This window comes from Paracidobacterium acidisoli (assembly GCF_003428625.2).
GTDB lineage: Bacteria > Acidobacteriota > Terriglobia > Terriglobales > Acidobacteriaceae > Paracidobacterium > Paracidobacterium acidisoli.
The window spans coordinates 366,200-380,677 of the sequence record NZ_QVQT02000004.1 but is presented as its reverse complement, the minus strand read 5'-3'; the positions used below and the strand labels follow the sequence as shown (position 1 = coordinate 380,677).

13 protein-coding genes are annotated in these 14,478 nt (G+C 59.3%); 3 read left to right on the top strand and 10 right to left on the bottom strand.

Annotated elements, in window-relative coordinates:
* Positions 1-7: 7 nt before the first annotated feature.
* The 8 genes from D0Y96_RS12680 to D0Y96_RS12645 form a co-directional block, all read right to left on the bottom strand.
* Positions 8-1,375 carry a sigma-54-dependent transcriptional regulator gene (locus D0Y96_RS12680; protein ID WP_117300413.1) on the bottom strand — a complete coding sequence of 456 codons (1,368 nt, stop codon included), beginning with the start codon at positions 1,373-1,375 and terminating at the stop codon, positions 8-10.
* Positions 1,365-3,209, bottom strand: coding sequence for a sensor histidine kinase (locus D0Y96_RS20745; protein WP_117300411.1), 1,845 nt, complete (start codon positions 3,207-3,209; stop codon positions 1,365-1,367). The genes D0Y96_RS12680 and D0Y96_RS20745 overlap by 11 nt, the downstream gene beginning before the upstream one ends.
* Positions 3,206-4,459 (bottom strand): ABC transporter substrate-binding protein, encoded by a 1,254-nt coding sequence (locus D0Y96_RS12670; RefSeq protein WP_158562370.1) that lies wholly within the window; start codon positions 4,457-4,459, stop codon positions 3,206-3,208. The genes D0Y96_RS20745 and D0Y96_RS12670 overlap by 4 nt, the downstream gene beginning before the upstream one ends.
* A 70-nt stretch (positions 4,460-4,529) precedes the next feature.
* Positions 4,530-5,819, bottom strand: coding sequence for a hypothetical protein (locus D0Y96_RS12665; RefSeq protein WP_117300408.1), 1,290 nt, complete (start codon positions 5,817-5,819; stop codon positions 4,530-4,532).
* Positions 5,820-5,921: 102 nt separating this feature from the next.
* Complete coding sequence (locus tag D0Y96_RS12660) at positions 5,922-7,367, bottom strand: SPFH domain-containing protein (RefSeq protein ID WP_117300405.1); 1,446 nt, start codon at positions 7,365-7,367, stop codon at positions 5,922-5,924.
* Complete coding sequence (locus D0Y96_RS12655; RefSeq protein WP_147325049.1) at positions 7,355-7,549, bottom strand: hypothetical protein; 195 nt, start codon at positions 7,547-7,549, stop codon at positions 7,355-7,357. The genes D0Y96_RS12660 and D0Y96_RS12655 overlap by 13 nt, the downstream gene beginning before the upstream one ends.
* Before the next feature lie 36 nt (positions 7,550-7,585).
* Positions 7,586-8,224 (bottom strand): L,D-transpeptidase, encoded by a 639-nt coding sequence (locus D0Y96_RS12650; RefSeq protein WP_117300401.1) that lies wholly within the window; start codon positions 8,222-8,224, stop codon positions 7,586-7,588.
* A 336-nt stretch (positions 8,225-8,560) separates the two neighbouring features.
* On the bottom strand, positions 8,561-9,301 hold the full coding sequence (locus D0Y96_RS12645) for an ATP-binding protein (RefSeq protein ID WP_252263735.1): 741 nt from the start codon (positions 9,299-9,301) through the stop codon (positions 8,561-8,563).
* A 192-nt stretch (positions 9,302-9,493) separates the two neighbouring features.
* Between D0Y96_RS12645 and D0Y96_RS12640 the strand changes: the two genes are divergently transcribed.
* From D0Y96_RS12640 to D0Y96_RS12630, 3 genes are read left to right on the top strand one after another with little or no spacing between them, the layout of a single operon-like run.
* Positions 9,494-11,329 carry a glycoside hydrolase family 35 protein gene (locus D0Y96_RS12640; protein WP_252263734.1) on the top strand — a complete coding sequence of 612 codons (1,836 nt, stop codon included), beginning with the start codon at positions 9,494-9,496 and terminating at the stop codon, positions 11,327-11,329.
* Positions 11,326-12,234, top strand: a complete 909-nt coding sequence (gene murQ, locus D0Y96_RS12635) for an N-acetylmuramic acid 6-phosphate etherase (protein WP_117300397.1) — start codon at positions 11,326-11,328, stop codon at positions 12,232-12,234. The genes D0Y96_RS12640 and murQ overlap by 4 nt, the downstream gene beginning before the upstream one ends.
* Positions 12,231-12,974: a methyltransferase family protein gene (locus D0Y96_RS12630; protein ID WP_117300395.1), complete on the top strand. Its 744-nt coding sequence runs from the start codon at positions 12,231-12,233 to the stop codon at positions 12,972-12,974. Before murQ ends, D0Y96_RS12630 begins: the two co-directional genes overlap by 4 nt.
* A gap of 52 nt (positions 12,975-13,026) precedes the next feature.
* Here D0Y96_RS12630 and D0Y96_RS12625 read toward each other — a convergent pair whose 3' ends face one another.
* Positions 13,027-13,320 carry an HU family DNA-binding protein gene (locus D0Y96_RS12625; protein ID WP_117300393.1) on the bottom strand — a complete coding sequence of 98 codons (294 nt, stop codon included), beginning with the start codon at positions 13,318-13,320 and terminating at the stop codon, positions 13,027-13,029.
* 299 nt (positions 13,321-13,619) lie between these two features.
* Positions 13,620-14,438, bottom strand: a complete 819-nt coding sequence (locus D0Y96_RS12620; protein WP_350449056.1) for a DUF2461 domain-containing protein — start codon at positions 14,436-14,438, stop codon at positions 13,620-13,622.
* Positions 14,439-14,478 lie beyond the last annotated feature (40 nt).

Sequence of the window (14,478 nt, the reverse complement as noted above, 5' to 3'; positions counted from 1 at the left end):
CCCGCATTTACTCCGCCTTAAGATCGATCCCGAGCTGCTGGCATTTCTTGTAAAGATGGCTCCGCTCCAGCCCCAGCGCTTTCGCCGTGTTGGTCACATGACGGTGATGCCTCTCCAGCTCAGCGAGTACTGTCGACCGTTCAAACACAGCGACACGCTCCGCCAGCGGACTGTTGGAATCTTCCCCAGCTGCTCTATCCGGCGATGTCTTTGCGGCTGGCAGGGCCAGATTCACCGCCGCCGCATCGACCACTCCATCGGCCAGCAGCAGGAGCCGTTCAACTACATTACGCAGCTCCCGAATATTTCCGGGCCAGCCATACCGTGCGAGAGTCTCTGTTGCTTCCGCAGCAAACTCCACCGGTTTCCATCCGTTCTGCGCGCACACCTGACACACGAAATGCTCCACCAGCACAGGAATGTCTTCTTTGCGCTGCCGGAGCGCCGGAAGCTGCACGGGAAAAACCACGACTCGGTGGTACAGATCTCTGCGAAAAACTCCCGCTTCCACCAGCTCATCGAGGTTGCGATGCGTCGCCACCAACACACGCACGTCCACGTGGATCGACTTATCAGCGCCGATGCGTTCCACCTCACAATCTTCGAGCACACGCAGCAGCTTAGCCTGCATGGCCGCCGGCATATCACCGATTTCATCCAGAAACAGGGTGCCGTGATGCGCCTGTTCAAAACGGCCCACGTGGCGTTGCGCTGCGCCCGTAAACGATCCCTTCTCATGTCCGAATAATTCCGACTCGATCAATTCCGCGGGAACCGCCCCGCAGTTCAGCGTTACGAAGGGTCCACCAGCGCGTGAACTCCTGTCATGCACCGTTCTTGCCACAAGCTCTTTGCCCGTTCCCGTCTCACCATAAATGCATAGCCGCGTCTCGCTCGCCGCCACACGTTCGATCTGTGACATCACACGGCGCATCGTTTCACCCGTCCAGACCATTTCATGCCTGCCCACGCGGCGCCGCAGATCTTTGTTTTCTGTCTCCAGGCGCTTCAGCTTCAGCGCATTTTCCACGGTCAGCAGCAGCTTGTCGGTCGAGAGCGGTTTTTCCAGAAAGTCCAGTGCGCCCAGCCGCGTCGCTTTGACGGCCATCTCAATGTGCGCCTGACCTGACATCATCACTACCGGCGCGGCAATGCCACTCGACTTAAGATCGTCCAGCAATGCCAGCCCATCTCTCCGCGGCATCACCACATCCGACAAAATCAGATCGAAAGGCCGCGCCAATGCAAGCTCCAGGGCTCGAGCTGCGTTATCGCACACTGTCGCTTCGTGCCCCGCCAGGCGAAAGGCACGCGCCAACGTCGCCAGCGTGTTCGCCTCATCGTCCACAATCAGAATCTCTGCCTTATTGCTCATGGTTTCTCTCTGCGTCAGCACCCGTGCTGAAAGCATCTTTATCCGGATGGTCAATCCCCGGCAGGTCGATTACAAACGTGGCGCCAGCTCCGGGCATGCTCTCGACCGAGATCGTTCCCCCGTGATCTGCTACCACTGACTGCACAATCGCCAGGCCCAGCCCTGTTCCATACTCCTTTGTTGTGTAGTACGGCGTAAACAGCCGCCCGCACTCTTCGGGAGTCAGGCCTTTGCCTGTGTCCGATATCCGAATCCGCACCATACTGTCGCGTCGCAATGCCGATACGTTCAGTGTCCCTCCCTCCGGCATCGCATCGATCGCGTTCAGGACCAGGTTCGACAAGGCCCGGTGCAACAGATCTGCATCACCGGAAATGGTCAGTGGCTCCCTATCGATCTCCTCGCGCAGTGCGATCGGATGATCGCGCTCTTTCAGTACCGGTTCATAGAGCGCGAGCACTCGCCGAATGACTTCACGAGCATCTATCTCCACTTCCTGAGGCTTCGGCATCTTCGAGAAATCGCTGAAGCGTCCGATGATCGCCTTCAGGTTCGCAATCTCCGCCTTCAGCGTCTCCGTACTCTCCTGAAAGACCTCATCGAACTGCTCCGGAGCAAACTGGCGCGCGCGCACCATATTTTCCACCGTGAGCTGGAGCGGAAACAACGGATTCTTCAGCTCGTGCGCCAGCCTTCGCGCCAGTTCGCGCCATGCGGCTACGCGTTCGCTCTGCACCAACCGTTCACGCTGCTCAACCAGCTGCGATGTCATGCGGTTAAAGCTCTCGGCCAGCGCACCTACCTCGTCATGCGCCTGTACCTCTACCTGCGTATCCCACCGGCCTTCGGCCACCTCAGCTGCGGCCTGTGCCAATCGCTCAACAGGCCGTGAAATGCGCGCTGCAATCCATAGACTCGCCGCAATCGCAAACAGAATTCCGCCACCGGCGACGCCATAAGCGATTGCCCGAATGTGCTGCTGTACCTCCACCATGCCGCGGCGGGAATTCGCGATCACCAGTACGGCCATCACGCTGCCGTCTTCAGCCTTCAGCGGAATAGCCGTCGCATTTACGCTGTCTTCGCGGCGGCTCGTCAGATAGACCGGACCGCTCGCATCGTTCCCCGTCGAACGGGCCCGGTCGATTAGGATCTCGTACTTTGCAGCGTCTGCCACTATGCCGCCCGCGCCAGTCAGGCTCCGAACATCGAATGCACTGCCGGCATTGCGGTAGATATAAACCTCCGTTCCTGCCGGCACCGGCAGATCCGCCAGAAACTCCTGGTCCAGCTTTGTGCCGCCAACAACGAATACTCCGCTGTTCGCAGCAGCACTTCCGGCCCCAGCCTCGCGTACTGCACGCACTGCAAACAGACCTGTTTCCGATGTTCCATCCGGCAGGTTCTCCTGTTTCAGAAAGGGAGGCCGTCCCGCTGCCGCAATGGCAGATTCTCTGTATCCGAATCGCGCCGGCCACTGCGCCGAGGAGACGATCTCGCCATTCGGTCCGATAATCTCCAGAAAATCCAGCCGGTACTCCTGTGCCAGCGTTCCTGCCTCGGTCAAATATTGCGCCGCGTCACCACCCTGGCTCAGATCGAAGGCAATCCGTGTCATGCGGTCACTCGCCGCCATGCGATCGAGCGCCGCAGTCACATCTTCGGCACGATGCTGAAACTCGCGCCGGAACTGGCTCACAAAGACCTGCGTCTGCTCCTGATCGAGCCGCTCGAAAACCTTTCGCACCCGCACTGACACTGTCCATCCGACAGCGGCCACTGCCAGCGCCACGGTAAATGAAAACATCAGCAGCAGCTTTTGCCGAAGGCTCACTTCGTGTCCTCAGACGCCGCGTCGGAGAGCTGCGGGCTACCGTCCGCCGCCAAACGCAGATCGCGTACCCGTTCGCTCACAGCCCAGGCACGCGGCAGCCACAACAGCGGCACCACGGTGTGCCCGGCCAGAAAATCCCGTTCAGCGCGGTAGAGTGCTGCGGTATCTGTACCGGATGCGGTTCCATGTTGCCCGAAGCTTTCGAGCATTTCGTTCAGAGCCGCCCCAGCCTGCGTCTCTTCGAGAGAAACACGCCGCAGCAGAATATCCGGCTGCCCCTGGCCGCTTTGCGCCGCAGGCATCACCTGTGCGCGAAAACCAGCCTCCCGCAGATTCAGTGCAATCCGCTCGATTGCAAGCTGCAGCTCTGCGCCGCCATCCTCGGCTGCCAGCGTCAGCACAGAGGACGTCGCTCCTCCACGCAACGCTACCGCCCGGTTCAGGTCACGGTCGGGCGCGAACAAAAATGCATAGCCGCTCAGCGCCTCCGGCAGCAGGCTGGCTGTGATCTCGCCCTGCTTCTGAAAGATCACGTTGTACAGCGCGCTCCGGTCTACTGCCAGCGCAACTGCTTCCCGCAGTTTTGGATTCGCCAGCGCGCCCGTCGCGGAGAGCTGCAACGCTACCAGTTCCACGGGCTCCGAAACCGTCACCGCCATATGCTGCTGTTGCGCCTGATGCAGCATCTGCGGAGGCACCTGCACTAAATCGGCTCGCCCGATGCTCAGATCCAGCCACTGATCGCGAATGCTGCGTCTCGGCCGCAGCTCGACTGCATCGACAAACGGCCGTCCATTCCAGTAATCGTCGTTCGCGGCAAAGGCCATCACGCCGTTGGCAAAGCCCGTTACCTGAAATACCCCGGTCCCGTCCGGAGCGCCCTGCGTATCGGAATGTGCTATCAGAAACTCTGCGCGCGCCAACTGTGCAGGCAGATCCGGCATCGGCGAATCGCTCGTAAGCACTACCGTTTGTCCCACGGCCTGCACTGCTGTCCATGGACATGCGCCGCTACGGCATGACTGCGTCAGAGACGCCGCCACTGTCTCCGCCGTCAGCGCGGTACCGTCATGAAAATGAACATTGGGGCGAATCCGGAACTCCCAGCGATGCTCTCCATTCTGCGACGACCATCCCGTCGCCAGCGCCGCCCTTACCTGTCCTGCCGTGTCCAGACGCGTCAACCCATCCATAGTCAGTCTGCGCGCCATGCCGTCCGCCGTCTGCCAGGGATCTTCCTGCGTCTCCACGCGGAGTGTTCCACCATAGTGCGGACGGGTCCTCGCACTCGCAACCAAAGTACAACACAGCATCAGCCCGCTAATTGCACAGCGCCGTAACACGATACACCTCGTATCCCGTGGCCGCATGCACCACCACCGTCGCACCGCCTTCGTTTCCCGCGCCCTCACCCGCAGGCCACATCGCCGTCACCGGACCTTCCATCGCCAGCGGCGCGCTCACCGGCTCTGCCTCGCGTCCAGGAATCTCATAGGCCCGCACACTGTCCGTCGCTTCCGCGCCGGACCCTGAGACCAGTATCTGTGCGCCCGACCCGCAGCCTGTATGCACCGTTGCCAGATCGCTTCCCCAGTCGTTCGCTCCCGTCACTGGTACCAGCCGGCGATTTTCCATCATCTGCACTCTGCCATCCATTCCATCGAACAGCAGAGCAGCCCCACCCGGCCGCGCAATTGCGGCTGCCTCGTAAAACGGAGGCAGCTCCATACCGAATCCAGGCGCCAGCAGGCCCGTAAAATAATTCCGCGTCTCGTTATAAAAAGCTTTCTGCTGCAGGCCCTGATCTGTATTCGCGCCCAAACCACTGCCTGAGCTTTCTACTAGAGGCCAAGGATCATCGCTGTCGCTGCAGACGACCTCCAGCCTCCTGTTGCTCTCCTGGCCTGCACACGCCACGCCAGGCAAATAAGCGTCGAACAGATTTCCGTCGCCCAGCTGCTGCCCCGCCATCAGCCGTCCACGCATATCCCGCGGAAAAGGCCGCGTATGCCCGATGACGAACTCTTGATCTCTCACCCAGGTACCCGCCGTCAGCACGTAGGACACAATTCTTTCCGGCTCGAGGACGATCAAGCGTGAGCTATCGCCCGCCGGAGTTATTACCAGAACATCCAATACCGGCTCTGCATTATGCACCAGCAGCAGCGTTCTGCGCAGCGAAATGGCTGCCGCTACGGGTATTGCCTGCACCGCTCCCGCGTCGGCTGAGACCATGGTCACGCGTACTTCTGTGCCCTCCTGCACCTCTGCCACCCAAAGACCGCCAGTGTTGTTCTCCGAAAGCGTCACCCGAACTGCCGTCGCACTGTCTGATCCGGAAGGCGTGACGCCGAAGCCCCGCAGATCGCGGTCGAGCAGCTGGCGAATCGCCGTCACCGCATCTGCCGTCAGCAAAGACCGGCTCCGGATCGTCAGCTTTACCAGCCCTGGCCCGGTCAGTGCGGCAATCTGTCTCGCCAGATCAGAAGTGGACTGCTCACGGGTAACCGGCGCATGCGTCTGGCCTGCGGCGGCGGCCGCCGGCAACCATCCTACCGTCATCCCTACTACTGCCAGCACTACGGCCAGAACTTTCGTCGGCGAAATCATCTGTTTTCGCGGATTATAACGTCTGACTGCCATGGTCCCTGCCTCATCCACTGCAGAGAGCCCGCTCAAAACCAAATCGAAGCGGGCTCGCCTAAACCAGCTCTACCGATTCCCCGCGTCCTGCTCCGGCATGGGTATTGCTGCTCCGGAGGGCGCTCCCGACCCTGCCGGAACACCATTCTGGTCCATCTCCTGCTTCATTGCTGCACCCGTCATGCCTCGAAAGACATCGTTCGCGAAGAAGAATTTTCCGTCTGACGGAACCATCACCACCTGGATCTTGTCCGACAGCCGTTCCGCGATGATCTTGTTGATGAGCAGCGGCGATTCGTTCAGCAGCTTCGCCTCGCCCTGCATCCTCACCTGGTCGGCTGAAGCCGTCACACGGATCCGGTTCGCCTCAGCCTCAGCCAGTAGTTCGCGGCGCTGCAGCTCTGCCTTGCTGTCTATTACCTTGGCCTGCGCCTCCGCATCCGCATTCTCGATCGTGGCTTCTTTGCGCGCCTCTGCCTCAAGCTTCGACTGCTCGATCTGCTTTTGCTTCAGCGGCAACGTAAACTGCATGGCGTCCGACTCACCCTTTGCTTCAACCACTTTCGCCTTCGCCTCGCCCTCGGCTTCCTTCACCTTCTGCGCGGCCTCCGCTTCGGCCTGCAGCTCAGCGATCTTCACCTGCTTCTGCTGGATATCCGTCTGCACATTGAGCTGATCATCCTCCTGTTCTTTCAGCAGCAGATTTTCCAGACCCTGTGCATACTGCGGCGGCAGCTGAATATCCCGCAGCATCACTTCTTCCACGAGAATTCCGTCTCCGGCCAGGTTCTTCGTAATCGTGCCCGCTGCCAGCTCCCGCACCTCTTCGCGCTTTGAGCTGAAGATTTCCCGCACCGTGTAATGCGGCGCAAGCTCTCTCCACGCGCTCGCCACCACCGCCGGCACCAGCTGCTCGTCCACAGGCTGCGGCAGGTGTGACTGGATGTAATCCAGCCGCCGCGGGTCGAGCCGATAGCGTACCGTCACTCCCAACCCCAGATTTAGCCCTTCCTTCGACTGCACATCGAGCGTCTGCGCCGCTTGTATTGGTTCACCGCTCTTGCCCAATGCTGTTTGCGCAGCAGAGGCCGGCCGGACACCGTCGTTCTCCATCGCTCCGGTCGTGAACAGCTTGTCCCGGAGACTGAAGGTCTGCACACTCTCTGTCAGCGGGGCAATGATGTGAACCCCTGAATACAGCGTGCCCGGCAGCGTACCTCTCATCTGGCTGACGCGCACGCCACCCATTCCGCTGGGAACCACCACAATACTCACGGCCATGAGCAGCGGCACGCAGCCCACTACCGCCAGCGCCACCGAACTGCGCCAGCGAACTTCCTCCGGCGGAGCCAGCCTGTTCAACTCCACCTGTTCCTGCTCCGTTCTTCCTTCTGCTCCGCGCACCATCTTTCTCCGGTGCGCGAAGATCCTCCATGTGTCATACAACGTGATACCGCATGCGAAAGCCAGCAGCAGCACTCCCGCGACCATCAGCAGTTCCTTCAGTGCAAGCATTTCTCCTCCTCCACGTTTTTCCGCTCCTGCTCCCTGCCCGTTTCCGGACTTCCTGTCTTCGGCTGTTGAGCGAAAAACAACCGGGCCAGGCCTCCAAACACCAGCTCCTCCACCAGCAGCCCGCACGACACACTCAGCAGCAGGGCTCCTACTACGCTCACCACTTCTGCAAACGTCTCCATCGCATCCCTCGTCATCTGATCTGTGCAGTAATCCGTTTACCGGCCTATCGGCATAGCGGCGGCAAGAGCCGCTACAGCGCTCGTTGCTCCGGCAGAAGGTGCCGGTTCCGGCGCAGCTTTCACCGCAACCTCAGTCGCAGAGCTCGCCACAGGCTCCGCCCCGCCGAAGAGGGCCACCGTCTCCGCATTACGCTCGCCGATGATTTCTACCTGATCGCCGGTTCGCACCTGCGCAAACAGCTCTTCCAGATCACGACGTCCCATCCGGATGCAGCCGTGCGAAGTAGCCCGGCCGATCGAACGTGGAGCATTCGTTCCGTGAATTCCATAGCCCTTCACGCTCAGTCCCATCCACCGCGTTCCCACCGGATTTCCCGGCCCCGGCGCCAGCACTTCGCCATCGTGGTAATACGTGGGGTTACTCACCCGAGTCACGATCGTAAAGGTGCCCACTGGGCTCGGCGTCGATGCTGTCCCTATCGCCACCACATACACCTTCTTCACTTCACCGTTTTCAACCAGTGCCAGCCTGCGGTCCTGCAGGCTCACCACGAGTACCCGCTTTACCTCAGCTGTCTGAGCCTGCTTTCCGTCCTGCGCCTGTACTGTCTGATCGGGATAAATCACCAGAAAGAGAACCATCAGCAACCATGCCTTCCCCATCCGTCTGCTCATTTGCCACCTCGCCGCAATCGCGAACAGCGAGACAGATTGCACAGTCCGGACCACTCTCTGGACTGCTGAAAATAAATGAATTATGGGATGAAAGGCGGAAGATGAACGTGTCAGCGCACACACGCCGTGTCAGGGGTGACACGAAGAAAACACGGGCAGATGCCCTGGCTTTTGCTCGGAGATAAAGCAGAAAGAGATGGGAGCGAGAAAGGAACTTCAGCCCGGCGCAGTTCAACTATTATCTGGAAAAACGAAACGCGAGTGAGCGTTTTCGCGCGACAGAAGCTTAGAGTGAAAAGAAAGTCAGCCCTGCACCAATGGGAAGCCGGGATGCTCTCACCCAAACCGCGCGCGGCCCACCGTGCGGCGGAAATCCTCGCCCCGCATTTCCACCACCACGCACATCTCTGCCAGCCGCGACCGCATGCGCTCACCGATGCGGTCACCCAGCGTCTCCTCGCGGACCGCAGCGCGCACCGTCCGGCTCGCTGCATTTCCGCCGTCGGTACTGCCCGGTTGCTGATCGGCGTAGTTCGTCGTAATAATCGTCGTCCGCTTGTCGTTGTAGCGTGTGTTCAGAATGTGCGCGACCGTGTCCCACACCCACTCCGTCGGCTTGGCCGCGCCCAACTCGTCCAGCACCAGGACCTCGGCATCGAAGACGGGCCGCAGAATTTCCAGCTCCGTTGTTGCCACCTGCGGGTTATACGAGTTCTGAATCTCTTTCAGCAACTCCCGATAATCGCAGAACAGCCCCTGTACGGCCTTCTCTACCACCAGGGCCTGCAGAATCCCCACCGCGAGATGTGTCTTCCCGATGCCGATCGATCCTGTCAGCAGCAGACCATGCCCTTCGGTTACCGCCGGATAACCGTCCACGAACCGCCGGGCCATCAGATGAGCCGCACGCAATGACCGATCCGAGCCCGGAAAATTCGCCTCGTAGCTCTCAAGCGAGCAATGCTCATATCGTTTTGGAATTCGCGCCCGGGAAAGTGCCCGTGCGATGCGCTGCTCCTGACGGCATTCGCACCGCTCAGCCACACGGCTGCCGTCGGGACGCTGGACAATCAACATCCCTATGCCATCACATCTGGAACAGACTTCGGTCATTCGGATCGATCCCTGTGTCACAGTATCTCAGGCTTCCGGGTTCGGAACGCTGCGGAAAAGACGACGGCGGTGTGTAGAATCGGTTTGCATCCGGGTGCCGGCTGGCAGGACTCTCCGTCATTCTGACCTGTACACTGTCTCTTTCAGAAGACAGCCATGAACTTTTCTCTCCGCATGCTTTCGATGGTGGGTGCTACGGCGCTACTGCTTTCCGCCAGCACATTACAGGCAGCAGAATCACACACTTTTGCGGTCTCACAGGGTGGGTTTCAGCTTGACGGAAAGCCCTTCCGCATCGTCTCCGGCGAAATACATTACGCGCGGGTTCCACGAGCATACTGGCGAACGCGTCTGCGCATGGCAAAAGCCATGGGGTTGAACGCCATCACCACTTACGTCTTCTGGAACATTCATGAGCCGTCACCGGGCGTTTACGACTTCTCCGGGGATGCCGATGTGGCCGAGTTCATTCGCGAGGCGCAGCAGGAAGGTCTTTATGTCATTCTGCGTCCCGGACCCTATGCCTGCGCCGAATGGGAGTTCGGCGGTTTTCCCGCCTGGCTGCTGAAAGATCACAGCATGGTCGTCCGGTCGAGCGATCCGAAGTTTCTCGCTGCCTCTCGCGCCTGGCTGCTTCGTCTGGGCAAAGAGCTGGCGCCGCTGCAGATCGGCAACGGCGGACCTATCATCATGGTCCAGGTGGAAAACGAATATGGCTCCTATGGCAGCGATCACGGCTACATGGAAGCGATCCACCACGACCTCGTCGATGCCGGCTTCACCAAAGCGCAGTTCTATACCGCCGATGGTCCCGAACAGGTTCCCAATGGCAGTTTGCCCGAGCTTCCGGCAGCAATCAACTTCGGTCCCGGTGACGCACAAAAGGGGTTTGCGACCTTCAGGAAGCTTCGTCCTGGCGGTCCCTTCATGGTTGGCGAATACTGGGACGGCTGGTTCGATCACTGGGGCGCTCCGCATGCTTCGACCGATGCGAAGCAGCAGGCTGATGAGCTCGACTGGGTTCTCAAGCAGGGCTATTCGATCAGCATCTACATGTTTCATGGCGGCACCAGCTTCGGCTGGATGAATGGTGCCAATTCAAATGGGAAGAACTACGAGCCCGACGTCACCAGCTACGATTACGACGCTGCGCTGGATGAGAGTGGCCACCCCACGCCGAAGTACTATCTCTTCCGCGATGTCATAGCAAAGGACACGGGCATCACTCCTCCACCAGTGCCCGCCGCTCCTCCGGTGATCGCCGTGCCTTCCTTTACCCTGCTGCAGAGCGCATCGCTGTGGCAGACGCTTCCAGCGCCCGTACACTCAGCAGATCCTCTTTCGATGGAAGATCTGGACCAGGCATACGGATACATCCTTTACCGCACACGAATAGCTGCCCCGGTAAGCGGTGAGCTCGCCCTTGATACGCTGCATGATTACGCACAGGTTTATGTAAACGGAAAGCTCGCCGGTACTATAGACCGCAGGCTGGATCAAAAGACCCTCCCACTTCAGATTACTTCTGCGGATGCACAACTCGACATCCTCGTCGAGAACACAGGCCGCGTGAATTACGGACATGCTTTGCCAGGCGAACGCACCGGCATCCTGGGAGGTGTGACACTGGCGGGAAGGCCTGTAACCGGATGGGATATCTATCCGCTGCCGATGCGTACGCCGGGCAAGCTGCCCTACACGGAGAAGCCGTGCGCCGGGGCATGCTTCTATCGCGCAACATTTGCGGTAACGAAACCCGGAGATACCTTCCTCGATACCAGCGCCCTCGGTAAAGGCGAAGTCTGGCTGAATGGAAGGCCTCTGGGGCGCTTTTGGGATATTGGTCCGCAAAAAGCTCTTTATGTGCCGAAGTCGTGGCTGCATGAGGGTTTAAACGAGGTCATCGTCTTCGATCTGAATGGCGAGCCCGGACGCAATCTGCAGGGCCTCGATTATTCCGTGCTGAATGCGGCGGTTAAAAAGGGGTCATGAGTCTGAAAGACACGGAACTCCATCTCGCTGATCTCCCTACGGAGGCACGCAACCCCGCCTCTGCGCATCTCGATGAGCTTTCGACTCCCGATCTGCTGCAGGTTATGAGCACGGCTGACCGCGAGGCGGTTGCTGCCGTCGAACAACAGCTGACTGAAATCGCTGCGACCGTCGACGCTGTGGTCGCCAGGCTTGAAGCAGGAGGGCGGCTGTTCTATCTTGGCGCCGGGACATCCGGGCGTCTCGGAGTACTGGATGCTTCGGAGTGTCCGCCAACCTATAACACGCCGCCGGAACTGGTGCAGGGAATCATTGCAGGAGGCGACGTGGCACTGCGGAGCTCGGTGGAGCGCGCGGAGGATGATCCCATACAGGGGCGCCAAGACCTTGAATCTCATGGTTTCGCGGCAAACGATGTTCTGGTTGGCATTGCGGCCAGTGGACGTACTCCTTATGTACTTGGTGGAATCGGCTGGGCGCGCAACCTGGGCGCACTTACCATCGGCTTAAGCTGTGTGCCGGGCTCGGAACTGGCACAGGCAGCAGAGCTGGCCATTACTCCCGCCACCGGGCCGGAAGTCGTCACCGGATCCACGCGGATGAAGGCCGGTACCGCAACCAAACTAGTGCTGAATATGATTTCCACGGCGACGATGGTGCGGCGCGGCTATGTGTATGGCAACCTGATGGTGAATGTACAACCCACAAACGGCAAGCTGGCCGATCGTGCCACCCGCATCATCGCAACCATCACGGGGCTTAGTCACGCTCAGGCTGCAGCTCTGCTGGAGAAGGCTGGTTCCGTACGAACAGCTGTCATCATGCATCGGCTGGGAGTGGATCGGGATCATGCCGAGGCACGTCTGGCGGCTGCCGGTGGACGACTACAAGAGGCTTTGCAATGAAGGCCAGTTCATTTGAGTTCCGCTTTCGTATGCTGATTGGAATTCTGCTTTATGTCATGGGATTCCGGGCTCCGTGGCAGCGCTATACGTCTGTATCAGCCCTGCCGACTGCCTGGATCGAAACAGCCAGCCTGCTGGCGCGCACGCACTGGATTGGCCTTAATCAGAGCACGCAGCTTATAACCTCTCTGGCCATTCTCTTTGCTCTGGGCGGGGCGGCCCTGCGGGTCTGGGGCACTGCGTTTCTCGGCGGAGCCATCGTCACATCCGGCTCGTTGCATGCGGAAAAGGTTCTGTCTGCGGGACCGTACCGTTTTGTCCGCAATCCACTGTATCTGGGAAGCTGGATTTTTTCAGCCGGAGTTGCGATTCTGATGCCGCCGCAGGGCGCAGTTTTTTTTCTGGTGGCGCAGGCAGTCTTTTACTTTCGGCTCATCCTCCGCGAAGAGGATTTTCTGACAGTGCGCCTTGGAACGCCGTACATCGAATACCATCGGCGAGTACCGCGTCTGCTTCCAACTCTTTTTCCGCAGGTTCCTGCCTCGGCAAATCGGCCAGACTGGGGCCGGAGTGTTCTTGCGGAGGTTTATCCAGCAGGAATGTCGCTCTGTCTTGCCGCGCTGGCGTGGCGATATAACGTACAACTGCTGATTCAGTGCGTGATGATCTGTTTTGGCCTGTCGCTGGTCATCCGGGCGCTTGCATCGAAAGAATCAAGGAGCAGCACGGAGCCGGCCTGAACACTGAGGAAGGTTACACAACGCCACTTCCTCAGTGCCGGATTGCTGCGAGTTACTTCTTCGGCGGCGCGATGGTGTCCTTGGCCGACTTGGCTACGCGGAACTTCACGACCGTCTTTGCCTTGATTTTGATCTGCTCACCGGTCTGCGGATTGCGGCCGATGCGCGCTTTACGCTCCGCCTTGACCAGACGGCCGAGGCCGGGGATTACAAATACGCCGTTCTTCTTCGTTTCCTTGATTGCGGTCTCGGCGAGGAGATCAAGGAAAGCTGCGGACTGCTTGTTGGTCAGTTCCAGCTTCTCCGCCAATTGCCGCACGAGCGCGGTCTTCGTCATTGTTGCCATCGAGTAAATTCCTCCTGATTTCCTTGTCTGCGCCGCCAGGAAACGCTTCGCGCTCTGACCTGGTAGCGGGTGACTGCGGGTTCGTTCATCACCATATCTCACTGACGAATCGCCAGTATCCATGCGGGTCTGAGAGAACCTACCGCCGTTTACCTTGCGGCTTTCAGCAGCGTTTGTCAATGGCAAAAGGTCCGTTTCCACAGGTTTTTTGCGGCTTTTCCGGGTTTTTACGTGAAATGTGCCCGATTAAGAACAGGAAAACGCCCGATAATATGCGGGAAAGGTCGAGTCAGAGCGCCTTACAGCTCATGCTCGTCATCGGAATGCATCCGGGTGCGAACCGGCGCATAGAGGCCGAACAAGGGCTTTTTCTTCTTTTGCAGCGCAGCGGTGAGTGGCTCATTCAGGAAGTTCACGATCGGTGCTGTAAGCCGAAGGTATTTGGTAACGTTTGCTGCAAGTGCCGGCTTCAGAGCTTCGGCTGCAGGCAGATGCGCGATAACGCCCCACTGCCGCCAGCAAATCCATGAAATCGCGGGGTGGTCGGCGGGAAAGCCTTTCGGGGGGCGAGTGAGCGCCATGGGATCATGCAGATCCATGAACCTGCGCAGTTTTTTATCTTCGATCAGCCGCTTCCATTCGAGATGGTTTTCCAGCAGATGCCTGCGGATGGCCAGCAGTTGCTCCTTCTGCGGCATATAGACACCCGCGGCGATCACAAGCTCATCGTGACCGATGTGGAGGTAATAACCACCCCCGGAGGTCTTCTCAAGACCACTGCGTGTCCACCAGGCAGCAACATGGTGCTTGTAGGGTGATTTATCTGCTGAGAAGCGCGTGTCACGATAAATACGCAGCATGCATTTGGCGGCCGGACGTATGTGCTCCGGGGCATACTCCTCCATCCCCTGCATGATCCGCTCAATCAGTGCGAGCATCGGCAGCTTCAGCTCACGCTCATAAACTGCTCGGCGCGCCTCGAACCACTCGCGGTTATTGTTTCGCTTCAGCCCTCGAAGAAATTTCAGGGCATCCTCACGGAACCACGGCTGAATTGTCGAGGAAGCGGAGGAAGAAGTCTTCGCTCCAGGGGATAGTCGTTGCTTTTCGCGGCTCACTGAGCCATTTTAAGCAGGAATGCTGCCTGGACTGGTGACT

Excerpts from the sequence above, each read along its gene's own strand:
- D0Y96_RS12665 (WP_117300408.1), bottom strand. The coding sequence starts at position 5,819 with ATGATTTCGCCGACGAAAGTTCTGGCCGTAGTGCTGGCAGTAGTAGGG.
- D0Y96_RS12655 (WP_147325049.1), bottom strand. The coding sequence starts at position 7,549 with ATGGAGACGTTTGCAGAAGTGGTGAGCGTAGTAGGAGCCCTGCTGCTG.
- D0Y96_RS12645 (WP_252263735.1), bottom strand. The coding sequence starts at position 9,301 with ATGTTGATTGTCCAGCGTCCCGACGGCAGCCGTGTGGCTGAGCGGTGC.
- D0Y96_RS12640 (WP_252263734.1), top strand. The coding sequence starts at position 9,494 with ATGAACTTTTCTCTCCGCATGCTTTCGATGGTGGGTGCTACGGCGCTA.
- D0Y96_RS12650 (WP_117300401.1), bottom strand. The coding sequence starts at position 8,224 with ATGAGCAGACGGATGGGGAAGGCATGGTTGCTGATGGTTCTCTTTCTG.
- D0Y96_RS12680 (WP_117300413.1), bottom strand. The coding sequence starts at position 1,375 with ATGAGCAATAAGGCAGAGATTCTGATTGTGGACGATGAGGCGAACACG.
- D0Y96_RS12625 (WP_117300393.1), bottom strand. The coding sequence starts at position 13,320 with ATGGCAACAATGACGAAGACCGCGCTCGTGCGGCAATTGGCGGAGAAG.
- D0Y96_RS12660 (WP_117300405.1), bottom strand. The coding sequence starts at position 7,367 with ATGCTTGCACTGAAGGAACTGCTGATGGTCGCGGGAGTGCTGCTGCTG.
- D0Y96_RS12630 (WP_117300395.1), top strand. The coding sequence starts at position 12,231 with ATGAAGGCCAGTTCATTTGAGTTCCGCTTTCGTATGCTGATTGGAATT.
- murQ (WP_117300397.1), top strand. The coding sequence starts at position 11,326 with ATGAGTCTGAAAGACACGGAACTCCATCTCGCTGATCTCCCTACGGAG.